The organism is Pseudomonas sp. UBA2684, assembly GCA_002354655.1.
Lineage (GTDB): Bacteria > Pseudomonadota > Gammaproteobacteria > Pseudomonadales > Pseudomonadaceae > Aquipseudomonas.
This window is the reverse complement of sequence record DELY01000034.1, coordinates 65,878-89,361: the sequence shown is the minus strand read 5'-3', so window position 1 is coordinate 89,361 and position 23,484 is coordinate 65,878. Positions and strand designations below refer to the sequence as shown.

Below are 23,484 nucleotides of genomic sequence, written 5' to 3'. Positions count from 1 at the left end.
CCTTGGTACCTTGTCATGAACGCTCTGGCCCCGCTGTTTTCTTCTGCCTCTCGCTCCCCGCAGCTGAATAACCTGCCTGCCGTGCGCACTGCTGCGGATGCGCAGAACGCGCTGTCCAACCGCTTGGCCGAACGCCTCGGGCTGGAACCGGGTGCCCTGAGTGGTAAGCGTGACGACTTCACCCCGGAGAAAGTCGCCGGGCGGGTGTTGGGCTTTATCGAGCAACGTCTGCAAAGCGAAGCAGCAGCTGGCGCCGATCCGGCCAAGCTGCAAAAGCTGTTGACCCAGGCCCGCGATGGTGTGGAAAAAGGCTTTGCCGAAGCGCGCAAAATTCTCGATGGCATGGGCGTGCTGCAAGGCAAGGTGGCCGAGGATATCGACGACACCTACCAGCGCATCCAGGATGGCTTCTCCGATCTCGACAAACGCTTTGGCGCCGCGCCGGCATCAACCACTGGCAGCAGCGCAGTCGCGGCCTACAGCGAGCGGTTTGCTGCGGTGGCGGAAACCTTCGACATGGCAATTACCACCCGCGATGGCGATCGCCTGCGTATCTCCGTTGCGCAGGCCTCGGCCAACTGGTCGCAAACCAGTGTTGCCGCGGCGAGCACGGCTAATGGCAGTGCCGTGATCGCCAGCAGCCAATCCGGCAGCCTGCAAATCGGCGGTTGGCAGGTGAGTGTCGAGGGCGAATTGGACGACGAAGAGCGTGCCGCACTGGAGAAGCTGTTCGGCCAGGTGCAGGACCTCTCCGACAAGTTCTATGCCGGTGACCTGGCGGGCGCTTTTGACCGCGCCATGGCGCTGGAGCTCGACGGCGAGCAGTTGGCCTCGATGTCCCTGCGGCTGACGCAAACCAGCGTGCGTCAAGCCACCGATGCCTATAGCGCGGTGGCCGAACAGGGCGGCCAGGCGGCCAGTGCGGTCAACAGTGCGTTGATCGACTATGCCCAGGGGTTACTCGATGCACTGCGCAGCGCCAACGACGTAGCCAAGGATAGCCAAGGCAGTTTGCTGGAGTTGCTCAAGGGCGGTTTCGCCATGGACGAACGCTTCGATACCAAGCGATTGGATAAGGCCGAGCAACTCAACAGCCGCTTGCTCGATGGCCTGCAAGGTCTGCTTGAGCCTACGCTGCCGAGCAGCGACACGGCGTCGCCCGCCGCCTCCTGAGGCAATGCTAGACTGCATGCCTCGTTGTTTATGGAGGCATGCACATGCTCCCCGAATGCCAACTCCTCGGCACCCTCGGCTGTCATTTATGCGAGGTGGCTGAAGCGCTGCTGATGCCTTTTGTCGAACACGGTTTGTTGGTCGAGTTGGTCGACATCGCCGACCACGCAGAGTGGGTCGAGCAGTATGCACTGCGCATTCCTGTGCTGCGCCGTTGTGACACCGGCGCCGAGCTGAATTGGCCGTTCGACGCCGATCAGGTGGTAACGTTTTTACGCTGAACCGCTCACCCGCTGCTGGCTGGGTGCGGCAGTTTTTATCGGAAGGCTACGGTTCAGCTGTTAGGCTTCGCTGCAGCATTTTTCATCAGTTCGAAAAGGGGAGTTATCGATGGGTGTGGCGCTGGGGGATGCGTTATCGCTGTTGTTGTTCCGCTTGCATAGCGGCAGGTTGCTGGGCATCAACCTGCTCAAGGTCAATGAAATCATTCCGTGCCCGACATTGACCAAATTGCCCAATCGACACCCCCACGTACGTGGTGTTGCGACTCTGCGCGGGGCCGCGTTAACGGTGATCGATCTGGCGCGCGCCATCGGTGAGCGGGGCAGCAGCGACAGTCAGGACGGTTGCCTGATCGTCACCGAGCTGAGCCGCTCGCGTCAGGGCCTGCACGTGCAAAGTGTGGAGCGCATTGTCCAGTGCTCGACCCGCGATGTCCGCCCGCCACCTGCTGGTGCTGGCGCGAAAGCCTTCATCACCGGGGTGACGCAGATCGATGGGGCCATCGTGCAGATTCTCGACATCGAGAAGGTGCTGCATGAGATCGCTCCCGTGCATCCCGACGATGTGCATGCGCCGTTGCTGTCGGAAGCCGAGCGCAAGCTGCTCAGCGGCCGCCGCGTGTTGGTGGTGGACGACTCGCACGTGGCTTTGCAGCAAACCTTGATCACCCTGCGCAAGCTCGACCTGGACTGTCAGGCGGTGCGAAGTGCCGCCAGCGCGCTGGAGTTGCTGCAATCGCAGCATGCCGATGGGTTGCCGATCGAGGTGTTGGTCTCGGACATCGAAATGCCGGAGATGGACGGCTATAACCTGGTGCGTGAAATCCGCCGCAGCGCGGGCATCGGCCAGACCTACGTGCTTCTGCATACCTCGCTGGACAGCACCATGAACACCGAAAAGGCCCGTTCAGTCGGCGCCAACGACGTGCTCACCAAGTTCTCCACCGTCGACCTGAGCAAAGCCATGTTGCGGGCTTTTCAAAACCTGAGCTAGCTAGCGGCGTGAGGGTGATGCGCCAGGCCGCTAAAAACCGCATGCGCTTTGTAGGCTGCGGTTTTTAGCGAGCGAAGGGGGTCTACAGGGCTATCTTCCCATTGAGACGTCACGCGTTTGTGTGGGGTTTATCTGCAAAAATCGTCGAAAAATGAATATTTTTCGCGGCCCAAGCCATTCCCACGAGGCGGCGGGCTGCATCAACATTCAACGGGCACAGCGCTTTTTACAGCGGCCACAAAAAATCCCGCACTGGCGGGATTTTTTGTCGGTGTTTGATGGCATTGCGTGAAGCAATTTTAAACTGGGATTTGGTCGGAGAGACAGGATTCGAACCTGCGACCTTCTCGTCCCGAACGAGACGCGCTACCAAGCTGCGCTACACTCCGAATAAGCCGAATTGTACTGAAAAAGTTTTGCTGCACAAGGGGTTAGGCTGAAATTTTTCAGCCGATGCAGCGACTTGACGAGTGCTCTGCGGTGGTCGGCTGCAATCAGGCGTTACGCATGGCGCGAGGTGGGGCGCCGGTGTGCAGCGAGCGTTCGAATCGTTGAAAACACCGAGGGAGCAGTCGTGCTCGTCTCGGTGTTCGACGGCCTGTTACAGCTCTTTGACGGTGCGCACTTGATCCTTGTTGACCTTGGCGCGCTTGCCATCGAGTTGTTCGAATTCGTAGAAACCTGAGTCGTCGTCATACTCCGGCTGATCCACGGTTTGGATCTCACGGCCATCGTTCAAGGTGATCACCGAGGGCGATGCGCAGCCCGCCAGCGTGGCCAGGCCCAGGGCTAGCAGGAAGGCGGGGATAGTCCGTTGAGTCATGGGGGTGTCTCCTTGATTGATACGAAGTGGTTACCCAGCCTCAGACGGGGATTGCGTAGCCAAGTTCCGCGATATGCGTTCAACCGCTGGAATACGGCACTACACCAGCAGTTCCGGTGTGTTCAGGTTGGCCAGGCGTGGGTCGTTGGCTGGGCACTCGAGGGCTGTGGGGGTGAGCCCGCGTAACCAGCGTTGCGGGCTGCGCTCGCCGGCCTGCCAGGCTTCTTCGAGCGCGGCGCCGAGGGCTTTGGGGATCACGCTGAACAGCGGCTCCCAGTATTCGCCTTGACGCACCACCACCGGCTGCATACCAGACTTGCTCAGCAGGGCTTCGAGCAGGGGGCGATCGAGCAAGGGCGCATCGCAGGGCAGAACCAACAACTGCGGGTGTCGGGCGATCTGCAGGCCTGCCCGAATACCGGCCAGCGGGCCTTGAAAGTCCGTGTCGTCGTCTTGCACCAAGCGGTCGGCGAAGGGGGCATACTGCTCGGCGTTGCGGTTGCAGGAGATGATAAGGTCGTCGCTCAGCGGTCGCACCAGCTCATGCAGCCAACTGATCAGTGGGCGGCCATGCCAGTCGAGCAGGCCTTTGTCGCGACCGCCCATACGCTGCCCGCGGCCACCGGACAAGAGCAACACGGAGCAGCGCGGAAGGGTGGGGACAACCGGCATGGCAGAGCCTCCAAAGGCGGTGCTGTGATATAACATCGGGCATTCTGTCCGACAACTGGAAGCCTGCCATGAAGCACACGGCCGAGGCGCTATTCGTGCCACTGAATATCGCTGTTTTGACTGTCAGCGATACCCGTACTGAAGCCACCGATACCTCTGGTCAGCTGTTTATCGACCGCTTGCAAGCCGCTGGTCACAGCCTCGCCGAGCGGGTGTTGCTGAAAGACGATCTGTACAAGATTCGCGCCCAGGTCGCCACCTGGATCGCCGACGAGCGGGTGCAGGTCGTGCTGATCACTGGCGGCACCGGTTTCACCGGCCGCGACAGTACGCCGGAGGCCGTGGCCTGTTTGTTGGACAAGCAGGTGGATGGTTTCGGCGAGCTGTTCCGGCAGATTTCCGTGGCCGATATCGGCACCTCGACCATTCAATCGCGCGCCCTCGCGGGCTTGGCCAACGGCACCCTGGTGTGCTGCCTGCCGGGCTCGACCAATGCGTGCCGCACGGCTTGGGATGGCATCCTCGGCGAGCAATTGGATGCCCGTCATCGCCCGTGCAACTTTGTCCCGCACTTGAAACAGGCGCATGCCTGCGAGAGCCGTGGGTGAGCGGCTGTGACCATCCCGGCCTGATGCCGGTCGAGGCTGCGCTGGCGCGGCTGATGCTATTGGCCGAGGCCACGGCCATCCGCGAGACCGAGAGCGTGGCCTTGGCCGCGGCCAATGGCCGGGTATTGGCCGAGCCCTTGATCGCCGGGCTGGATCTGCCGCCCTGGGCGAACAGCGCTATGGATGGTTACGCGTTGCGTTTGGCGGATTGGACGGGCCAGCCGTTGACGGTCAGCCAGCGGATTCAGGCCGGTAGCGCGCCTGCGCCGCTGCAACCGGGCACCTGTGCGCGGATCTTCACCGGGGCGCCGCTGCCGGCGGGCGCCGATACGGTGGAAATGCAGGAAAACGCGGTGCTGACGGCCGATGAGCGGGTGACATTTACGCAGCCCTTGAGGCTCAGCCAGAACGTGCGCCCGCAAGGCCAGGAAACCCGTCGCGGCGATAACGTGCTGGCGGCTGGCACGCGCTTGGGGCCAATCGAGCTGGGCCTGGCCGCCTCGTTAGGGGCGGCGCAATTGACGGTGCGGCGGCGCCCGCGGGTGGCGGTGCTGTCCACCGGCGATGAGCTGGTCGAGCCCGGTTTGCCGCTTGGGCCGGGGCAGATCTACAACAGCAACCGCCGCCTGTTGATCGCCTGGTTGCAGCGTTTGGGGTGCGAGGTGGTGGATGGCGGCATTCTTGCCGACGACCTCGAGCTGACCCGTGCGGCACTGGGCGCATTGAGCGCGGTAGATCTGATTCTCTCCACTGGCGGGGTGTCGGTGGGCGAGGCGGATTTTCTCGGTGTAGCGCTGCGCGATGAAGGCGAGCTGGCACTTTGGAAACTGGCGATCAAACCTGGAAAACCGCTGACCTGCGGACAGTTTCGCGGCGTGCCGGTGATTGGTCTGCCGGGTAATCCGGCGTCGACCCTGGTGACCTTCGGCCTGCTGGCGCGGCCTTATCTGTTGCGCCGTTTGGGCGTGCAGCGAGTCGAGCCGCTGGGCTTTGCGATGCCGGCCGGTTTCACCTGGAGCAAGCCGGGCAATCGCCGTGAATACTTGCGCGCGCGCCTGGAACATGGCCGCGTGGTGCCGTATCCGAACCAGAGCTCCGGGGTATTGCGCAGTGCTGCCTGGGCCGAAGGCATTGCCGAAGTGCTGGAAGGCACGACCTTGAACGAGGGCGACAGCCTGCGCTTTATCCCCTTGAGCGAAATCCTCGGTTAGCGCCGCGTAGGATGGCTTGAGCACAGCGATACCCATCTGGCCATCGATGGGTTACGCCGCTTTGCGGCTAACCCATCCTACGGTTTGCGTTGGCTTTCGCGGAATTCGCCTGGCGTCTGCCCGGTCCAGCCCTTGAAGCTGCGGTGGAAGGAGCGCGACTCGGTGAAGCCCAGGTAACTGGCGATGTCCTGAATCGCCAGGTCGCTGCGCAGCAGGTAGTGTTCGGCGAGTTCCTGGCGCAGTTCGTCGAGAATCTGCTGGTAGCTTGTGCCGGCCTGTTGCAGGTGACGCTGCAGGGTGCGCACGGTTATGTTGAATTTCTCCGCCACCCGCTCCTTGCGCGGCAAGCCGTCTTTGAGCAGCAGGCGCAGGGCGTTTTTCACCCGCAATGGCAGCGCCTCATCGCCGTCTAGCCCGGCTATCAGGGTCAGGGCGTGCTCCTCCAGGGTGCGCAACAGGTTGGCATCCGCTTGGCGCAACGGCACGCCGAGGTAGGCCAGCGGTACGATCAAGGCGTTGCAGGGTTGTTCGAAGCGGATCGGGCAGCCGAACACCGCCGTGTATTGGCCGATGTCCACGCCAGCCGGTTGTGCATGCTCGAACCAGACTTCCTCTGGCGAGCGCTGCATATCGGCGATCCAGCGGGCGTACAGCAGCCAGGAGGCCAGCACGTTCTCCACCATATGCCGACGAATTTCGCGGGCCTGGTGACGGCAGGTCCAGATCATCTTGACGTGATCGGCGCAGGCTTCGACCCGGCTGACACCCATGTCGCCGACCAATTTTTCATACGGCACGATGCGGCTCATGGCTTCGCCGAGCGTAGCGCAGTTCATGGTGATGTAGCCGAGCACGCTCCACGAGCCGGGCTGCACGAAGCGCGCGGAGTGCAGGCCGAACAGCGGATCGGCGGAGACCGCTATCAGGTGTTGCAACAGGCGTTCGTGTACTTCACTGGGGATACGCTTGCCGTTGTCGGCCAATTCTTCGGCGCTGATTCCAGCAACCTGCAGGGCTTGGCTCAGATCCAGGCCCAGGTGCTCGGCGTGGCGCAGGTACTTGAGCAGGGCGGGAACCGAGGTGTAGCCGAGGTTATCCATGGCTGTTTTCTTATTTTGGGTGGCTTGATTGGTGATTTCGCCTGTCCTGATACGACAGTGACGCCTGAGCGTGGCTGGCTAGTATAGGCAGCCAATGCGGACGATCGGAATATCCAGGGGGAGAGGCACATGCGACGTTGGAATGGCTGGGGCGATGAAGCGACCGTGGTGGAATTGCCGGTGCATGGCGAGGCGTTTCTCGCCGAATTGATCGGCCCCGGTCAGGTGCTCGCCGATGCCAGCCTCGACCAGGTGTTGAGCCAGGTGCCGGCATCGCGTCTGCCGGTGCACCCGCTGGTGTCGCAGGATGCCGAGGTGCGCGTGCGGCATGCCCGCGGGCAGAGCCTGCCGGACTGGCTGGCGATGCGCTCCGGCGAGTTTGGCGTGTTCCCCGATGGCGTCGCCTTGCCACAAACGGCGGCGCAGATCCGCGAATTGCTGGCCTGGGCCGTGCAACACGATGTGATCCTGATTCCCTACGGCGGCGGCACCTCGGTGGCAGGGCACATCAACCCGCAGGCCAGCGACAGACCTGTGCTGACGCTGTCGCTGGCGCACATGAGCGCGCTGCTCGAGGTCGACGACGACAGCCTGATCGCCACCTTCGGTCCCGGCGCCAATGGCCCGCAGGTGGAAAGCCAGCTGCGCGCCCGTGGCTACACCCTCGGTCACTTTCCGCAATCCTGGGAGCTGTCGACCCTTGGCGGCTGGGTTGCCAGCCGCTCCAGTGGCCAGCAGTCGCTGCGCTACGGGCGCATCGAGCAGCTGTTTGCCGGTGGCAAGGTCGAGACCTTCGCCGGGACTCTGGACATTCCGAGCTTCCCAGCCTCTGCCGCCGGCCCTGACTTGCGCGAAGTGATGATGGGCTCGGAAGGGCGCTTCGGCATCATTTCCGAGGTCAAGGTGCGCATTACGCGCCTGGCCGAGCAGGAAAACTTCTACGCGGTATTCATGCCCAACTGGCAGCAGGCCTTGGCCGCGATTCGCCAATTGGCCCAGGCGCGCGTGCCGCTGTCGATGCTGCGCCTGTCGAACGCCATCGAAACCCGTACCCAATTGGCCCTGGCCGGTCACCCGCAACAGATCGCCTGGCTGGAGAAATACCTGACCCTGCGCGGCGCTGGCGACGGCAAATGCATGCTGACCTTCGGCGTTACCGGCAACCGGGCGCAGAACGCCGCTTCGCTGAAGCAAGCCAAACGCCTGCTGAAGGGCTTTGGTGGGGTGTTTACCGGCACCTTGCTGGGCAAGAAATGGGCGGAGAACCGCTTCCGCTTCCCCTACCTGCGCCATGGCCTGTGGGCCGCCGGCTATGCGGTGGACACCCTGGAGACCGCCACCGACTGGAGCAACGTCGACAACCTGCTGAACAAAGTTGAAGCCAGTCTGCGCGATAGCTTGGCCGCCGAGGGTGAGCCGGTGCATGTGTTCACCCACCTGTCGCATGTCTACGGCGAGGGGTCGAGCATCTACACCACCTACGTGTTCCGCCCCGGTAACAGCTACGAAGCAGCCATGGCGCGCTGGCGCCGGCTCAAGCACGAGGCCAGCCAGACCATCGCCGACAACCGCGGCACCATCAGCCATCAGCATGGCGTTGGCCGCGACCACGCGCCTTACCTGGCGGCGGAAAAGGGCGAGCTGGGCATGGCGGCGCTCAAGGCCTTGTCCACACACTTCGACCCGGAGCAGCGTCTGGCTCCCGGCGTGTTGCTCGGGCAGTGACGATGAACGCCTGGAACGCGGCCTGGCGCGAGCGCGCGTTGCCCGAGTTGGCCGCGCGCGAGTGGGACCTAATCGTGGTCGGTGGCGGTATCAGCGGTGCCGGGATTCTGCGTGAGGCGGCGCGGCGCGGTTGGACCTGCCTGCTGTTGGAGCAGCGCGACTTCGCCTGGGGCACCTCCAGCCGCTCGTCGAAGATGGTCCACGGTGGCCTGCGCTATATCGCCAAGGGCCAGCTCAAGCTGACCCGCGACTCGGTGCGCGAGCGCCAGCGCCTGTTGCAGGAAGCGCCGGGCTTGGTCGAGCCGCTGAGTTTCGTCATGCCGCACTACCAGGGCGGCTTTCCTGGGCCGAAAGTCTTTGGCGGTCTGCTCGCCGTGTACGACGCCCTGGCCGGCAAGCGCAACCACCTCTACTACCCGCTGCAACAGTTGCGCTATCTGGCGCCGGGGCTCAAGGACGCCGGCTTGCTCGGCGGTACGCGGTTTTTCGATGCGGTGACCGACGATGCACGGCTGGTGCAGCGAGTGCTCAGCGAAGCGCGGGCGGACGGTGGCGAAGCGCTCAATGGCGTGCAGGTCATCGAGTTGCTGCGCGAAGGCGAGCGAGTGGTGGGGTTGCTCGGCGAGGATCGCGAAAGCGGTCGGCGTTTCACCTTTCGCGGCCGCGCCGTGGCCCAGGCAACCGGGGTGTGGGCCGATCAACTGCGCCAGCAAAGCGGGCTCGAACATATCCGCCCGCTGCGTGGCAGCCATCTGCTGCTGCCTGCCTGGCGCCTGCCGGTGGCGCACGCGTTCAGCTTTATGCATGCGCGGGATCAGCGCCCGGTGTTCGTCTTCCCCTGGGAGGGCGCCACGGTGGTGGGCACCACCGACCTCGATCACCGCGCCCCGCTGGAGCAGGAGGCGCGAATCAGTGCCGAGGAAGTGGATTACCTGCTGGCCGCCTGTGCCCAACAGTTCCCCAGCGCCGCAGTGCAGGCCGGTGACGTGCTGTCGACCTGGGCCGGTGTGCGCCCAGTGGTCAGCGATGGCGCCAACAGCCGCAAGCCCTCGGATGAAAAACGCGAACATGCGCTGTGGGTCGAGCCCGGCTGCGTAACCTTGGCCGGCGGCAAACTGACCACCTTTCGCCTGCTCGCCCTGGAGGTGTTGCAGGCCTGCGCCGGCTTTGTCGGCCGGCCGCTGGAGGATCAGGGCGCCACGATCTTCCGTGCCGGCACTCCGCCGCCGATGCCCAGCCTCAGCCCGTATCAGCAGAAGCGCCTGATCGGCCGCCACGGTCGCGAGCTGCCGGGCGTGCTGGCGCTGTTGCACGAGCTCGGTAGCGAGCGCGTCGCCGCCACCCACACGCTCTGGGTGGAGCTGGCCTGGGCGGCGCAGAACGAATTGGTGTTGCACCTGGACGACCTGCTGCTGCGCCGCACGCGCCTAGGCCTGCTGCTGGCAGACGGCGCGCGGGCCGAGCTGCCGCGCATCCGCGCGCTGTGCCAGGCGCGGCTGGGCTGGGACGACGCGCGCTGGGAACAAGAAGAACGGGACTACCTGCAGCTGTGGCGCGATTGCTACAGCCTGCCGACAGAGACGTGATGGGCATCGCACGCTCAACCCATTGACTGGACGAATAACAAGAAGGACTGCGCCTTGAGCGAGAAAAGCTACCTGCTGGCCATCGATAACGGTACGCAAAGTGTGCGTGCGCTGCTATTCGACCTAGACGGCAACCTGGTCGGCAAGGGCAAGGTGGAGTTACAGGCGTATTACTCCACGCAACCCGGCTGGGCCGAGCAAGACCCGGAGTATTACTGGGCCAGCCTGGGCGAGGCCTGTCGTCTGTTGTGGCAGCAGGTGGATATCGATCGCCGCCTGATCAAGGGCGTGTCGCTGACCACCCAGCGCGGCACCGTGATCAACGTCGATGAGCAGGGCAAACCGTTGCGGCCGGCAATCCTCTGGCTCGATCAGCGCCAGGCTGCGGTCGAGGGCAAGATCAAGGGGCCGTGGGGCTGGTTGTTCAAGTTAATCGGCGAAGAGGCGACGGTGAATTACTTTCGCGCCCAGGCCGAGGCCAATTGGGTGGCCCAGCAGCAACCGCAGATCTGGGCGCAGACCCACAAAGTGCTGCTGCTTTCGGGCTTTCTCACCCACCGTCTGTGCGACCGCTTCGTCGATTCGCTGGCCTGTTGCGTGGCTTACTTGCCGTTTGACTACAAACGCCTGAAGTGGGCGGCGGGCAGCGACTGGAAATGGCAGTCGATGCCGGTGCGCCGCGAGCAACTGCCCGACCTGTACAAACCGGGCGAGCAATTGGGCCGCATCAGCGCCGCCGCCAGCCGCCACACCGGTATTCCCGAGGGCCTGCCGCTGATCGCCGCCGGTGCCGACAAGGCCTGCGAGGTGCTCGGCGCGGGCGTGGTGGAGCCGCAGACGGCCTGCCTGTCCTACGGCACCACGGCGACCATCAACACCACGCGGCGCACGTACCTGGAAACCATTGCGTTGATCCCGCCATATCCGGCAGCGATTCCCGATCACTTCAACACCGAGGTGATGATCTACCGCGGCTTCTGGATGGTCAGCTGGTTCAAGCAGGAGTTCGGCCTGCGCGAGATGCAGCGGGCCAAGGCGCTGGGCGTCGAACCCGAGGCGTTGTTCGACGAACTGGTCAACAGCGTGCCGGCCGGCTCCATGGGCCTGATGCTGCAACCCTACTGGTCGCCGGGTATCCGCGAACCGGGCTTGGAGGCCAAGGGCTCGATTATCGGCTTTGGCGATGTGCACACCCGCGCGCACCTCTATCGGGCGATTCTCGAAGGGTTGGCCTATGCCCTGCGCCAGGGCAAGGAGAAGATCGAGCAGCGTTCGGGGACGAAAATTACCCGCCTGCGCGTCTCCGGTGGCGGCTCGCAGAGCGATGCGGCGATGCAGCTGACGGCCGATATCTTCGGCCTGCCGGCGGAGCGCCCGCACGTCTACGAAACCTCCGGCCTGGGCGCCGCCATCGACTGCGCGGTGGGGTTGGGCCTGCATGCGGATTTTCCGACGGCGATCAAGGCGATGACCCGCGTCGGCCAGGTGTTCCAGCCCAACCCCGAGGCGCAGCGCATCTATGAGCAGCTGTACCGCGAGGTCTATCAGCGCATGTACAAGCAGCTCAAGCCGCTGTACCAGGCGATCCGCCGGATCACCGGTTACCCGGCGTAGGATGGGTTAGCGGCGCAACACGTCATGTGCCCGTTGCGGCAACGTCGTCCCGCCTCAGGCCACATCGACCAGCACGATCTCGCTGTCTTCGATGGCGGTCACGCGGATCACCTCGGTATCGGCTATCGCCACGCCGTCACGCGCTTTGGCGGCGACACCGTTGACCTCGAACACGCCGCTGGCGCCCACCAGATAGGCTTTGCGCCCGCTGCCCAGGGTGTACTCGGCGCTCTGTCCGGCGTTCAGCGTGGCTGCCAGCAACCGCGCGTTGACGCGAATCGGCAGGGCATCGTGATCGTCCGGGTTGCCGCTGGCGAGCGTCACGAAGGTGCCGGCGCGTTCACCCTTGGGGAACGGCTTGGCGCCCCAGGACGGTGGCGAGTCGAATTGATCCGGGGTGATCCAGATCTGAAAGATCGTGGTGGTTTGATCTTCCAGGTTGTACTCGCTGTGGGCGATGCCGGTGCCGGCGCTCATTACCTGTACATCGCCGGCTTCGGTGCGGCCCTGGTTGCCCAGGTTGTCCTTGTGGGTGATCGCGCCCTGACGCACATAGGTGATGATTTCCATGTCGTGGTGCGGGTGCGGCGGAAAACCCGAGTGCGCGGCGATTTCATCATCGTTCCAGACCCGCAGCTGGCCCCAGCTCATGCGCTTGGGGTCGTAGTAATCGGCGAAGGAAAAGTGATGGCGCGCGTTCAGCCAGCCATGCTGGGCGCCACCGAGTTGTTCAAAAGGGCGTACTTCGATCATCTGCGTATCCTCGTCGGCGATGCGGCTCTGGCGGAGTGCCGGGCGTTATCGGTTAGCGTGGTGTGCATGATCCATCAATAAGTAATGATAAAAAATCCGAAATAATGCGGTTTACTTATCTATTAATTCGATTGAATGAGGCGCTATTCGCTGGGCAATAAAATCGCCGGAGGATTAGGCTCAGTGTCACCGCGGGGACAAACCGAGAGCTTGGTTGTCAGCTAGCTTTGCTACGTTGCTTATTCAGGGGATAGGGCATGCAAGAACGTAAGGCGTTGTTGATCCTGCACGGTAAGCAAGCGCTGAATGAAGACGTGCGCGCGGCAGTCACTGCGCGCCGCGAAGACGGCTGGGAGTTGGCCGTGCGGGTGACCTGGGAGGCTGGCGATGCGCAACGCTTGGTCGCGCAAGCCCTGCAGGACGATTACCCGATACTGATTGCCGGTGGTGGCGATGGCACCTTGCGCGAGGTGGCCGAAGCCATGGCGTTGGCGAAAACCGATGCCAGTCTGGCGCTGTTACCGCTCGGCACCGCCAATGACTTTGCGCATGCCGCAGGGGTGTCGCTCAATCCGCTGGAAGCTCTGGCGTTGCTCGATACTCCCGCCCGCTCGATCGACCTGGGTGAGGTTGATGGTCAGCTGTTTCTCAACATGGCCACTGGCGGTTTTGGCTCCAACGTCACCGCCAACACCTCGGAGGAACTGAAGCGCGTGCTGGGTGGCGCCGCCTATTTTCTCACCGGCTTGACGCGTTTTGCCGAGGTGCGCTCGGCTTTTGGTCGTTTCAGTGGCCCCGACTTTCTCTGGGAGGGTGATTTTCTCGCGCTGGGCATTGGCAATGGTCGGCAGGCGGGAGGTGGCCATCTGCTCTGCCCGCAAGCGCTGGTCGATGACGGTTTGCTGGATGTGTGCATCGTTCCCGCCGCCCAGGATGTGGTCGGCACCCTGGGCACCTTGCTCTCCGGCGGGATCAACGGGCTGGAAAGCGTGTCGTTGAGCGTGCGTCTGCCCTGGCTGGAAATCGAGGCGCCGGAGGGGCTGGATCTGAACCTGGATGGCGAACCGATGGAAAGCCGGCAACTGCGCTTTTGCGCCCGGCCCGGGGCGTTGAAGGTGCATTTGCCGATGGCTTCGCCGCTGCTCGGCAGCTGAGTGAGGCCAACGCCCGCAGGGCGGCTCTGGCTGGTAGGGCGCCAGCGGCTCGGGCATGATGGCGCTGCGCCATAGCCGCTTCAGCTGCGCGACATGCGGCCGATAAACTTGCTGTGGCTAGAAACGACAAATAATCAGGAGTACGTAATGGCTGGCATTCTCGACTCGGTCGATCAACGCACCCAGTTGGTGGGCGAGAACCGTCTGGAAATCCTGATGTTTCGCCTGGCCGGGCGGCAGCTGTTCGCGATCAACGTGTTCAAGGTGCAGGAAGTCCTGCAAATGCCCAAGTTGACGCTGATGCCGCACCGTCATCGTTTCGTCTGCGGGGTGGTCAATCTGCGCGGGCAGACCTTGCCGGTGATCGACCTGTCGCAGGCCATCGGCATGCGTCCGATCGTGCCGGATGAGCGCAGCACCATCATCGTCACCGAGTACAACCGCTCGGTGCAGGCCTTTCTAGTCGGCGGGGTCGACCGCATTCTCAACCTCACCTGGGAATCCATCCTGCCGCCACCCGGTGGCGCGGGGCGCCAGCATTACCTGACGGCGATCACCAAGGTCGAAGAGCAATTGGTGGAAATCATCGATGTGGAGAAGGTGCTCGCCGAGATCGTCCCGTATAACGCGAAGATATCCGGCGACCGTCTGACCGACCCGGTATTGGAGCGTGCCCGGGGGCGCGAAGTGCTGTTGGTGGATGACTCCAGCGTGGCCCTGGCGCAGTTGCGCGATACCCTGTCGCAGCTGGGCCTGAAGATGCATGTGGCGACCGACGGCCTGAAAGGCTTGCACATGCTGAAGAAGTGGGCGGATGCCGGCGAGGTGATGACCGACAAGCTGCTGATGGTGTTCACCGATGCGGAAATGCCGGAAATGGACGGCTATCGCCTGACCACGGAAATCCGCCAGGACCCACGGCTGAAAGACCTGTATGTGGTGCTGCATACCTCGCTGTCCGGCAGCTTCAACGACGCCATGGTGAAGAAGGTCGGTTGCGACAACTTCCTCTCCAAATTTCAGCCGGACAAGCTGGTCGACGTGATCCGCGAGCGCTTGATGCTGGATAAGCCCGGCGCTTGATCGCGCCTGCCGGATGGCGCCGTGGCAAACCGTTAACTGTCGTTGCAGGCCAGCGCCTCGTGGGAGCCGCTTTAGCCGCGAAAGATCTTAAGTTTTCAAGGGTTTTCGCGGATCAACCCGCTCCCACAAAAGCGTGGCTTCTCATGCCGCACGTAATTGGGACATGGCAAACCTTTAAGGTTGCTCACTAAGCTGCTGGCGCAGGTGTTCGATGCGCTGGCGATTCACCCCGAAATCCGCATAACCCAGGCGTGAGGCCGAACGCACATCGACCGCCTGTTCGCCAATCAAGAACTCCACATCATCGACAAAGCGCACGACCTGACTGCTGAATTCCGCACGCAGGTAGTGCGCATCCTGCTGCACCAGGCGCACACGCGGCTCGTTTCCAAGCATTTGCACCAGCAGCGCCTGGGTCTGGCTCTGGTTGCCTTTCAGCGGCAGCGGATCGATCTGGTGGTCACTGTCGCTGGCCTGGCTGCTGACGCAGTTGGGCGAGTCGGGGCAGGGCGCCAGGCGGCCATCACGCACGCCCAGGTTGTCCGGCGGGCTGCCGCTACAGGCGCCGAGCAGGATCAGCAGGGGTAGGCCGAGCGCAGGCTTGTGAGCGCGGCGGGTTACTCGTATAAGGGCGTTTTGCCAAATGGAAAACAGGCTCATGTTGCGTCTCTCCGGGTTGTACCGTTATCCACTCAAGTCTGCTATTGCCGAGCCGCTCGACGCAATCGAGCTGGATGCCCTGGGTGTGGTCGGTGATCGACGTTGGATGATAGTCGATGCGCAGAATGGCCGTTTTCTCACTCAGCGCGCGTTGCCGCACATGAGCCAGTTACTGGCGCGTTGGAATGCCGACGGTGGCTTGACCCTGAGCGTTACGGGCATGCCGCCGCTGGATGTGTCGTTACCAGGTGGTGACGCGGCGTTGCGCGGGGCCTTCATCTGGAGCGACAGCCTGTATGTGCCGGATGCGGGCGACGAGGCGGCGGATTGGCTGAGCCGCTTCATCGGCAAAGCCTGTCGCCTGGTGCATGTACCCGCCGAGCGGGCGCGTTTCATTCAAGGCAACCTCAGCGTGGAAGAAAAAGTCGGGTTTGCCGACGGCTTTCCCGTGCTGCTGATCGGCCAGGCCTCGCTCGACGATTTGTCGGCGCGGGTGGGCCGCTCGCTGGAAATGTTGCGTTTCCGGCCCAATCTGGTGATCGACGGCAGCGCGCCCTATGCCGAGGACAGTTGGCGGCGGATTCGCATTGGCGGTGTGGAGTTTCGCGTCGCCAAAGGCTGCACGCGCTGCATCCTCACCACCATCGACCCACAAACCGGCGAGCGCAGCGCCGACCGTGAGCCGCTGACCACGCTGAAGACCTACCGCGAACGCGAGGGCGAGGTCTGTTTTGGTCAGAACCTGATCAACCAGGGGGCAGGCCGACTGCAGGTGGGCATGTCGGTGGAGGTGCTGGAGTAAGCCAGCACGAGGCTGCCTGTGGGAGGTGCCGAAAGCACAGCCACAGGCAGGCATTTGGCTTTATTGATCGTCGAAATAGCGCTCGTGCCAGCCAATCAGTGGTTGCGGGGCGTTGAGCTTTTGTCCGTAGATCACCGAATAAGACAGCACGTTCTGCACGTACTGGCGGGTTTCGTCGAACGGGATGTTTTCGATCCAGACGTCGTAGGACAGGTGGTCGGCACCGCGCAGCCATTGGCGCACCCGGCCCGGCCCGGCGTTATAGGCAGCCGAGGCGAGCACGCGGTTGCCGTTGAACTGGCCATAAATCTGGCTCAGGTAGGCGGCGCCGAGTTGAATGTTCACATTCGGCAGCAGGGTATTGTTCGGATTGCTCAAGGGAATGCCGAATCTACGCGCGGTTTCCTTGGCGGTGGCCGGCATCAACTGCATCAGGCCCATGGCGCCGGCGTGGGATTTGGCGTCGGCCATAAATGCGCTTTCCTGGCGGGTCACCGCGAACACCCAGCTGGAGTGCAGGCCGCGCTTCTTCGCCTCACGCGTCAGCGGCTCGCGGTGCGCCATGGGGAAGCGCACATCCAGGTCATCCCAGTACTGCGCCTGGCTGATGGTGCGGATCGCCGGGAAATACCATTCCATGTCGTAAGCCATACGGGCCTGGGCGACCAGTTCGTCACGGCTGAACAGGCGGCTGACGTGATACCACTCGCGGCGGCCATCGACGATCTGGCCACGTTCGTGGAATTCCATGGCGCGGCGAATGCCGGCGGTGTTGCGCACCTTCTGGATGATTTTCGGGTCCAGGGCCAGCGGTTTGTTGTTCAACTGATAGGGCGCTTTGACCTGATCGGCCGCCATGAAACCGTAGAAGTCGCGTTCCTTGGACAGGCCCTGATACAGCGTTTGCGGCTCCTGGCTGTCGGGTTGTGCCAGTTGCAGGCTGCGTGCCTGCCAGTAGCGCCAGCGGTTGGTCTGGGCCAGCTCTGCGGGCATTTTTCGGGTCAGTTGGTTGACTTCGTCCCAGCGGCCGAGGCGTAGCAGCAGGCGCGCACGCCACTCGCTGACGGTGTTGTCGCGCAGTTGCGGGTCATATTGCGCCATGACCTTGAGCGCGCGGGCATCGAAGCGCTTGGCCAGGGTCAGGCCGATTTCGCGGGCAATGGCGACTTTTTCGTCGCTGGAAAACTGCATGCGCTGGGCGTAACCCTCCAGCAGGCTCAGGGCCTTTTCCGGGTCTTGGCGGGCCAGGCGGCGCAGACCAAGCCCGACCACGTCGGCCATGGCGTGGTCGGCAGGGTGGAAGCGTGTGGTTTGGCTGAGTAGCTGCGGCTTCTGCGCCACCTCGACCAGTAGTTTGCCGTGGGTGGCGAGGGTTGGCAGGCCTTTGATCAGGTAGCTGGCCAGGCCATAGTTGCGCGCTTCGGCGGCCAGCTTGGCCCGTTGCCAGCGTTTCTCTTCGGTGAGTTGGCCCTCGGCGGCCCAGCGATCGAACAAGCGGTCGCAGGCTTCGGGTTGCGATTTACCGACCAGCCAGAGTTTTTCCGCACTGGCGAAACCTTCGGCGCGTAAGCCATGGCCGAGTTGGTATTGCCCGTAGAGGCAGTCCAGTTCAGTGAAATTCAGTGCCGGGTCGTAATAATTGACAAAGGTCTGCCATTCGCCACGTTCGGCCAGCCAGCGCAGCCAGCGCAGTTTCATCCAGCTGGCTTGCGGTAGATCGCCATGTTCGGCGAGGAATTTTTCGATTTCGTCGTTGCCCGCCCATTTCAGTCGGGCGGTCAGCTCGTCATACGCCAGGTACGGTTCCAGCGGATAATCGCGCAGGGCACTGGCGTAGCGCTGGTAAGGGCCGCTGTCACCTTTGGCCAGTGCGCGCTTGGCCTCGTCGTAGTACAGGCGTTGCTGGGCCAGGCTGGCAGCCTGGGCCGTAGCGAGGGTTGCAGCAGAGAGAAGCAAGCAGGAAAACAGGCTGAACAGGCGACCGCGCATGACACTTCCGGGATGGACTCGTGAGTGAGCGCCGGCAAAACCGGCGCTGGATGCGTCTAGCTTAGCCTTTTGCTTGGGGGCGGCGAAAGTCGCGCTGCCGACTGGCGCCTGGATGAAAAAATGCCCGCTCCGTCGAGGCGCATCTCGGTTAGAATGCGCGCCCAGTTTTTGCCGGGGCCTCGGGGCGCCAGCAAATCAGTTTTCGCGGTGATAGTCGCCGGTAAGTCAGGCTCAAACGGGCGGGTGGATGCGCAGTACCCACCCGCTGCCGGTCCTGAACCCTGTGTGCATCACTCGCCGTATCGTTGAGGCGTGCCATGACCCTGCTTAAGTTCACCGATGTTTCCCTGGCCTACGGCGCCATGCCGCTGCTGGACAAGGTGTCTTGGCAGATCGCCCGTGGCGAGCGGGTGTGCATCATCGGCCGCAATGGCACCGGTAAATCCAGCATGTTGAAGCTGGTCAAGGGCGATCAGAAGCCCGATGACGGTGCGGTGTGGCGTGCCCCCGGGCTAAAGATCGGCGAATTGCCGCAAGAGCTGCCGCTTGCCGACGAGCGCACGGTGTTCGATGTGGTCGCCGAAGGTCTGGATGGCGTCGGTGCGTTGCTCGCCGAATACCACCACCTGAGCCAGAACATCCACAGCGATGCCGATCTGGATAAGCTGATGCATGTCCAGCAGGACCTCGAAGCGCGTGACGGCTGGCGCTTGCAGCAACTGGTCGACAGCACCTTGAGCCGTTTGCAGCTGCCGGCCGACAAGACCCTGGCCGAGCTGTCGGGGGGCTGGCGCCGCCGTGTGCTGCTCGCCCAGGCGCTGGTTTCCGAGCCGGATCTGCTGTTGCTCGACGAACCGACCAACCACCTCGACATCGGCGCGATTGCCTGGCTGGAAGAGGCGTTGACCGGCTTTCAGGGCGCCGTGTTGTTTATCACCCACGACCGTTCCTTCCTGCAAAACCTGGCCACGCGCATCCTTGAATTGGACCGTGGCGGCCTGATCGACTGGAATGGCGACTACGCCAGCTTCCTGGTGCATAAGGAAGCGACCCTGGCCGCCGAAGAAACCGCCAACGCGCTGTTCGACAAGCGCCTGGCCCAGGAAGAAGTGTGGATTCGCCAGGGCATCAAGGCCCGTCGCACCCGTAACGAAGGCCGTGTGCGCGCCTTGAAAGCCCTGCGAGTGGAGCGCAGCGAGCGCCGCGAGCGTACCGGCAAGGCGAATATTCAGCTGGATACCGCCGATAAATCCGGTAAGCAAGTGATGGTGCTGGAGAACGTCAGCTTCGCCCATCCAGGCGGGCCGTTCCTGATCAAGGATTTCTCCATGGTTTTGCAGCGTCAGGACCGTATTGGCCTGCTCGGGGCCAACGGCACCGGCAAAACCACCTTGCTGAAATTGATGCTCGGCGGCTTGCAGCCGAGCAGCGGCACCGTCGAAGAGGGCACGCGGATCGAGGTGGCTTATTTCGATCAGTTGCGCCACCAGCTCGACCTGGAAAAAACCGTGATCGATAACGTCGCCGAAGGTCGCGACTTTATCGAGATCGATGGGCAGAACCGCCACGTATTGAGCTATCTGGGCGACTTCCTGTTCAGCCCGCAGCGCGCCCGCACGCCGGTCAAGGCCCTGTCGGGCGGTGAACGCGCGCGCCTTTTGCTGGCCAAGTTGTTCAGCAAGCCGGCCAACCTGCTGGTCCTGGACGAACCGACCAACGACCTTGATGTAGAAACCCTGGAGTTGCTCGAAGAAGTGCTGCTGACCTTCCCGGGCACCGTACTGATGGTCAGCCACGACCGGGCCTTCCTCGACAACGTGGTCACCAGCACCTTGGTCTTCGAGGGCGAAGGGCGCGTGCGCGAGTACGTTGGCGGTTATCAGGATTGGCTGCGCCAGGGCGGCTCACCGCGCTTGCTTGGGGTCGGTGAAAGCAAGGCTGGCAAGGCTGAGCTGGCGTCTGCGGTGGTCGAGGCTGTACCGGCTGCGGCACCGGTCGAGGCGGTCGCGGTGCCCGTGGCGAAAAAGAAACTCAGCTATAAGATGCAGCGCGAGCTGGAGGCGATGCCTGGGCAGATCGATGCGTTGGAAGGACAGATAGCCGCGTTGCAGGCGCAGATTGGCGCCCCTGCGTTCTATCAGCAGCCCGCAGAGCAAACCGCCGAGGTGTTGGCGCGTCTGCAGGGCCTGCAATATGAACTGGATCAACTGGTCGAGCGCTGGGCCGAACTGGAAAGCTGAAGCGCGTTATAACGTGGTTGATATTCCTAAAACAGAACCTTAAGAAGTCTGGCGGAGATACGCATGGCCATCGAGTACCGCATTACTCTCGACGACAATCACGAATTCAGCTACCGCATCGAGCTGGATCGTGCCTACGACCTGGCTGTGGCGCAGGCGGCGCCAAGCTGGACGCGTCTTGATTATCAGCAATGCAGCAATTGTCCGCTGAGCAAGGACACCTTCAGTCATTGCCCGGCGGCAGTCGATCTGCACCGGGTAATCGAAGATTTTCAGGGGTTGCCGGCGTTCAAGAAAGCCCTGGTCTGGGTGCGCACGCCCGAGCGTGAGTACACCAAGCAGGTTGGCCTGGAAGAGGGCTTGCGCGCGCTGCTCGGGGTGATCATGGCCACCAGCGCCTGCCCGGTGTTGGGCAAACTCAGGCCGATGGCGCAGAACCACCTGCCGTTCGCCAATAACCAGGAATTCATCCTGCGCGCGTTTTCGTTGTACTTGGCGCGGCAGTACTTCAACTTCCGCGAAGGGCGTCATGCAGATTGGGAATTGAAGGGGCTGGTAAGGGTGTTTCAGCAGTTGCAGCTGGTCAACCAGGCCTTCTGGCAGCGGATTCACGATACCTGTGAAGGCGATTCCAATCTCAAGGCCTTCCTGACCTTTTTCTCGATGTCGTCGAGCATGACCTATTCGCTGGAAACCCAGCTGCAGAAGATTCGTCCGCTGGTCATGAGCGCCGGCGACAACCTCGAGTGACGGCCGCGGCGAATGAGGCCTGGCCTCATTCGCCGCGTTGCCCGGTTATTGCGCTTTCTTCAGGCGTACGGCCAGCACATCGCACGGTGCGCCGTGCAGCACGTCATTGGCGGTAGAGCCGAGCAGCAGCGCTAGGCCGTGGCGGCCATGGCTGCCAACGATGATCAGGTCGCAGCCCTGTTCTTCGGCCAGGCGATGAATTTCCTGGCGCGGCTGGCCGTAAGCCAGGTGACGTTGGTCGGCCGCGAGTGTCGGGTATTTTCCGGCGAACTTATCCAGACGCTCACGTGCCTGTTCGAACTGTTGCTGTTGCAGCATCGACAGATCCATCGGTACATCGCCACCAAAGGCCATGGCCATGGGTTCGACAATGTGCACCACGGACAGCTTGGCGCCGCTGCTGGTGGCCAGTTTTTGCGCACGTTGCATTACCGGGTCGCATTCCTCGGTTAGGTCGACGGCGACCAGAATGTGCTGGTAGGGCATGGGTGACTCCTTCTAAGGGGGACCAATGTTATTAAGTATGGCTGTCTTGAGCGCTAACGACAGGCTTTTGCCTGTGAGATGAAAACTATGAACCCGTGGATCGTGTTGTTGCTCCTGATCGTTGTGCTCAGCCCGTTGGCCTTATTGATGCCGTCGCGGCGCCAGCGCGGCCGCATGGACGTGCGTTTGCAGGCGCGGCGTTTGGGCTTGGCGATGCAGTTGTCGCGCCAGGAGTGGCCGCACTGGCTGGCCCAGGAACCGCCGGTTTCGTGTGCGCAATACCACCGCGCGCGGCGACGGGGACAGGTAGACAGTTGGTGCTATTGGCAGGCCAAGCCGGGTACGTGGCTGAATAAATGGCGTGAGCCGTGCGCCGATGCGTCCCTGGCCGCGCAGTTGGCACAGTTGCCGGCGGATGTTTACAAGGTCGAGGCGACAACGCAAATGGTTGCGTTGTATTGGGGGGAGCGGGCACAGGCCGATTCGCTGCACAAGATTGCCGATTTTCTGTTGGCGCGCGCCTGAGCACGTGGCGCGCTGGCGGCAAAGAAAAACCCGGCGCAAGCACCGGGCTGGAAGAACGGCCAGGCAGGCCGGAAAAGCTGAATGAGGCATGTGCTGAGCGTTATCGGCTCAGAGCTGAGTCGCTGAGTACTGGGCGGAAACATCTTCCAGCCCTTCGATGATGCTGTCGGAGTACTTGTTGACCAAGAAAGGTACGCTGTTTTCGTTGTAGTTCATCAGCGATTTTTCGATATAGCGCCATTTCGTACTGACACCGCTGAGGGTCTGCGCAATCTCCGGGGTGTTCTGCGGCGCTTTTTCCAGGGTCGCCAGGTTGCTGGCGAACTCGCTGACCAGTTCTTCGATCGGTCGGCTTTCTCCGCCGCCCATAAAGGTTGCGCCCACCGATGCACTGCGCGAAGCATAGTCCACGGCAATCGCCTGCATCAGCAGACTTTGTGCACGGCTCTGCTGAGTCAGGCCCGGGACATTCTGGCCACTTTCCTGCTGGATTTTGCTGTACAGCTCCTGGCTCAGCGCCATCAATTGTTGATTGCGGCTCGCCAGGTCGGCCACCGGTTGCAGGTCGGTAAATCCCTGGCTTTTCAGTGCGCTGGTCAGGTTGTTCAAGTCGATTTGGTAGCCTTTCCATTGCTGCTCAAGCTGCGAGCGCAGTGCCTTCGAGCCCTCGCCAGGCATATCGGTCAAGCCATTCAGGCGCTCGTTGGCTTCGAGCAATGATTCGCTGATCATTCGCGCATAACGCTGGTCGCCCTCCATGCCGTTATACATATAGAAGTCGCCCAGGCTTTTTTGTGCGGCCAGGCGCAATTGATGCAGCTTCAGCAGGCTGTCGGCGGGGGCTGCGGCGTGGGTATGCAGGCTGAACAGGGGAAGTGTGAGGGCGAGCAGGGTGCTCAGCGAAATGGCAAGCAGACGGCGGCTCGACATGGGGTACTCCGTGGTGCCCGTAGGGCTTTAATTTGTTTTTGTTTTTAATCACGCTCGGTCTAATCCGGCCGTGTTGAGACGACTGTACCCGGAGCAAAATGATTTGGCTAGGTATGCGCTGGATCACACTTGTTGCCTAAAGACCCGACGAATAGCGCGTTATCGGCGCCGATGATCGCGTGTTCGCCTCAATCTCCCGATAGTGTGGGCCGCTACAAGGCCTTTCGGGAATGACGGGCGCCGCCGCTGTTGCACGGTCAATTGACAATTCGCGGCTTTTCCGTGATGGTGTGCGCACCCAAATCAAACGGGCGTATGAATTGAG

The 23,484-nt window shown here is 62.5% G+C and carries 22 protein-coding genes and 1 tRNA gene; 14 read left to right on the top strand and 9 right to left on the bottom strand.

Annotation, left to right across the window (positions count from 1 at the left end; all coding sequences use genetic code 11):
- Positions 1-15 precede the first annotated feature (15 nt).
- The 3 genes from B3M58_RS11415 to B3M58_RS11405 all read left to right on the top strand — a co-directional run bounded on the left by B3M58_RS11415 (position 16) and on the right by B3M58_RS11405 (position 2,448).
- Positions 16-1,173, top strand: a complete 1,158-nt coding sequence (locus tag B3M58_RS11415) for a DUF5610 domain-containing protein (protein WP_296219213.1) — start codon at positions 16-18, stop codon at positions 1,171-1,173.
- A gap of 44 nt (positions 1,174-1,217) precedes the next feature.
- Positions 1,218-1,454, top strand: a complete 237-nt coding sequence (locus B3M58_RS11410) for a glutaredoxin family protein (RefSeq protein WP_296219211.1) — start codon at positions 1,218-1,220, stop codon at positions 1,452-1,454.
- Between the two features lie 109 nt (positions 1,455-1,563).
- Positions 1,564-2,448 carry a chemotaxis protein CheV gene (locus tag B3M58_RS11405; RefSeq protein ID WP_296219209.1) on the top strand — a complete coding sequence of 295 codons (885 nt, stop codon included), beginning with the start codon at positions 1,564-1,566 and terminating at the stop codon, positions 2,446-2,448.
- A gap of 312 nt (positions 2,449-2,760) precedes the next feature.
- Here the strand turns inward: B3M58_RS11405 and B3M58_RS11400 are convergent.
- The 3 genes from B3M58_RS11400 to mobA all read right to left on the bottom strand — a co-directional run bounded on the left by B3M58_RS11400 (position 2,761) and on the right by mobA (position 3,943).
- Positions 2,761-2,837 (bottom strand) — tRNA-Pro (locus B3M58_RS11400).
- A 212-nt stretch (positions 2,838-3,049) separates the two neighbouring features.
- On the bottom strand, positions 3,050-3,271 hold the full coding sequence (locus B3M58_RS11395) for a YgdI/YgdR family lipoprotein (RefSeq protein ID WP_296219206.1): 222 nt from the start codon (positions 3,269-3,271) through the stop codon (positions 3,050-3,052).
- 99 nt (positions 3,272-3,370) lie between these two features.
- Entirely contained in the window at positions 3,371-3,943 is a 573-nt protein-coding gene (gene mobA / locus B3M58_RS11390) for a molybdenum cofactor guanylyltransferase MobA (RefSeq protein WP_296219205.1), read from the bottom strand.
- Between the two features lie 68 nt (positions 3,944-4,011).
- Here mobA and moaB point away from each other — a divergent pair, with 68 nt between their 5' ends.
- Together moaB and glp are read left to right on the top strand one after the other, a co-directional pair.
- On the top strand, positions 4,012-4,551 hold the full coding sequence (gene moaB / locus B3M58_RS11385) for a molybdenum cofactor biosynthesis protein B (RefSeq protein WP_296219204.1): 540 nt from the start codon (positions 4,012-4,014) through the stop codon (positions 4,549-4,551).
- A complete protein-coding gene (glp, locus tag B3M58_RS11380) occupies positions 4,548-5,762 on the top strand; it encodes a gephyrin-like molybdotransferase Glp (RefSeq protein ID WP_296219203.1) in 1,215 nt (404 codons plus the stop codon). The genes moaB and glp overlap by 4 nt, the downstream gene beginning before the upstream one ends.
- A 77-nt stretch (positions 5,763-5,839) precedes the next feature.
- Here glp and B3M58_RS11375 read toward each other — a convergent pair whose 3' ends face one another.
- On the bottom strand, positions 5,840-6,862 hold the full coding sequence (locus B3M58_RS11375; protein ID WP_296219202.1) for an AraC family transcriptional regulator: 1,023 nt from the start codon (positions 6,860-6,862) through the stop codon (positions 5,840-5,842).
- 129 nt (positions 6,863-6,991) lie between these two features.
- On the opposite strand from B3M58_RS11375, the gene B3M58_RS11370 reads away from it, so the two are divergent.
- From B3M58_RS11370 to B3M58_RS11360, 3 genes are read left to right on the top strand one after another with little or no spacing between them, the layout of a single operon-like run.
- The gene (locus B3M58_RS11370; protein ID WP_296219201.1) at positions 6,992-8,587 is read left to right on the top strand and encodes an FAD-binding oxidoreductase; all 1,596 of its coding nucleotides are present in this window, start codon (positions 6,992-6,994) and stop codon (positions 8,585-8,587) included.
- A 2-nt stretch (positions 8,588-8,589) separates the two neighbouring features.
- The gene (locus B3M58_RS11365) at positions 8,590-10,173 is read left to right on the top strand and encodes a glycerol-3-phosphate dehydrogenase/oxidase (RefSeq protein WP_296219200.1); all 1,584 of its coding nucleotides are present in this window, start codon (positions 8,590-8,592) and stop codon (positions 10,171-10,173) included.
- Positions 10,174-10,227: 54 nt separating this feature from the next.
- On the top strand, positions 10,228-11,787 hold the full coding sequence (locus B3M58_RS11360; protein WP_296219198.1) for an FGGY-family carbohydrate kinase: 1,560 nt from the start codon (positions 10,228-10,230) through the stop codon (positions 11,785-11,787).
- Between the two features lie 54 nt (positions 11,788-11,841).
- On the opposite strand, the gene B3M58_RS11355 is transcribed toward B3M58_RS11360, so the two are convergent.
- Complete coding sequence (locus B3M58_RS11355; protein ID WP_296219197.1) at positions 11,842-12,540, bottom strand: pirin family protein; 699 nt, start codon at positions 12,538-12,540, stop codon at positions 11,842-11,844.
- Between the two features lie 257 nt (positions 12,541-12,797).
- Between B3M58_RS11355 and yegS the strand changes: the two genes are divergently transcribed.
- Both yegS and B3M58_RS11345 read left to right on the top strand, forming a co-directional pair.
- Positions 12,798-13,694 (top strand): lipid kinase YegS, encoded by an 897-nt coding sequence (gene yegS / locus B3M58_RS11350; RefSeq protein WP_296219196.1) that lies wholly within the window; start codon positions 12,798-12,800, stop codon positions 13,692-13,694.
- A 147-nt stretch (positions 13,695-13,841) separates the two neighbouring features.
- Positions 13,842-14,777 (top strand): chemotaxis protein CheV, encoded by a 936-nt coding sequence (locus B3M58_RS11345; protein WP_296219194.1) that lies wholly within the window; start codon positions 13,842-13,844, stop codon positions 14,775-14,777.
- Positions 14,778-14,951: 174 nt separating this feature from the next.
- Here the strand turns inward: B3M58_RS11345 and B3M58_RS11340 are convergent, their stop codons facing one another.
- Complete coding sequence (locus B3M58_RS11340; RefSeq protein ID WP_296219192.1) at positions 14,952-15,437, bottom strand: DUF1499 domain-containing protein; 486 nt, start codon at positions 15,435-15,437, stop codon at positions 14,952-14,954.
- Between B3M58_RS11340 and B3M58_RS11335 the strand changes: the two genes are divergently transcribed.
- Positions 15,436-16,239 (top strand): MOSC domain-containing protein, encoded by an 804-nt coding sequence (locus B3M58_RS11335; RefSeq protein WP_296219190.1) that lies wholly within the window; start codon positions 15,436-15,438, stop codon positions 16,237-16,239. The two genes, B3M58_RS11340 and B3M58_RS11335, sit on opposite strands and share 2 nt — an antisense overlap.
- A 60-nt stretch (positions 16,240-16,299) precedes the next feature.
- Here B3M58_RS11335 and B3M58_RS11330 read toward each other — a convergent pair whose 3' ends face one another.
- A complete protein-coding gene (locus B3M58_RS11330; RefSeq protein WP_296219189.1) occupies positions 16,300-18,228 on the bottom strand; it encodes a transglycosylase SLT domain-containing protein in 1,929 nt (642 codons plus the stop codon).
- A 317-nt stretch (positions 18,229-18,545) separates the two neighbouring features.
- On the opposite strand from B3M58_RS11330, the gene B3M58_RS11325 reads away from it, so the two are divergent.
- On the top strand, positions 18,546-20,468 hold the full coding sequence (locus B3M58_RS11325) for an ATP-binding cassette domain-containing protein (RefSeq protein ID WP_296219188.1): 1,923 nt from the start codon (positions 18,546-18,548) through the stop codon (positions 20,466-20,468).
- A 63-nt stretch (positions 20,469-20,531) separates the two neighbouring features.
- Positions 20,532-21,218, top strand: coding sequence for a DUF6901 family protein (locus B3M58_RS11320; protein ID WP_296219186.1), 687 nt, complete (start codon positions 20,532-20,534; stop codon positions 21,216-21,218).
- 45 nt (positions 21,219-21,263) lie between these two features.
- On the opposite strand, the gene B3M58_RS11315 is transcribed toward B3M58_RS11320, so the two are convergent.
- Positions 21,264-21,704 carry a universal stress protein gene (locus tag B3M58_RS11315; protein ID WP_296219184.1) on the bottom strand — a complete coding sequence of 147 codons (441 nt, stop codon included), beginning with the start codon at positions 21,702-21,704 and terminating at the stop codon, positions 21,264-21,266.
- Positions 21,705-21,791: 87 nt separating this feature from the next.
- Here B3M58_RS11315 and B3M58_RS11310 point away from each other — a divergent pair, with 87 nt between their 5' ends.
- Positions 21,792-22,229 carry a hypothetical protein gene (locus B3M58_RS11310; RefSeq protein WP_296219182.1) on the top strand — a complete coding sequence of 146 codons (438 nt, stop codon included), beginning with the start codon at positions 21,792-21,794 and terminating at the stop codon, positions 22,227-22,229.
- A 108-nt stretch (positions 22,230-22,337) separates the two neighbouring features.
- Here B3M58_RS11310 and B3M58_RS11305 read toward each other — a convergent pair whose 3' ends face one another.
- Positions 22,338-23,159: a hypothetical protein gene (locus tag B3M58_RS11305; RefSeq protein ID WP_296219180.1), complete on the bottom strand. Its 822-nt coding sequence runs from the start codon at positions 23,157-23,159 to the stop codon at positions 22,338-22,340.
- Positions 23,160-23,484 lie beyond the last annotated feature (325 nt).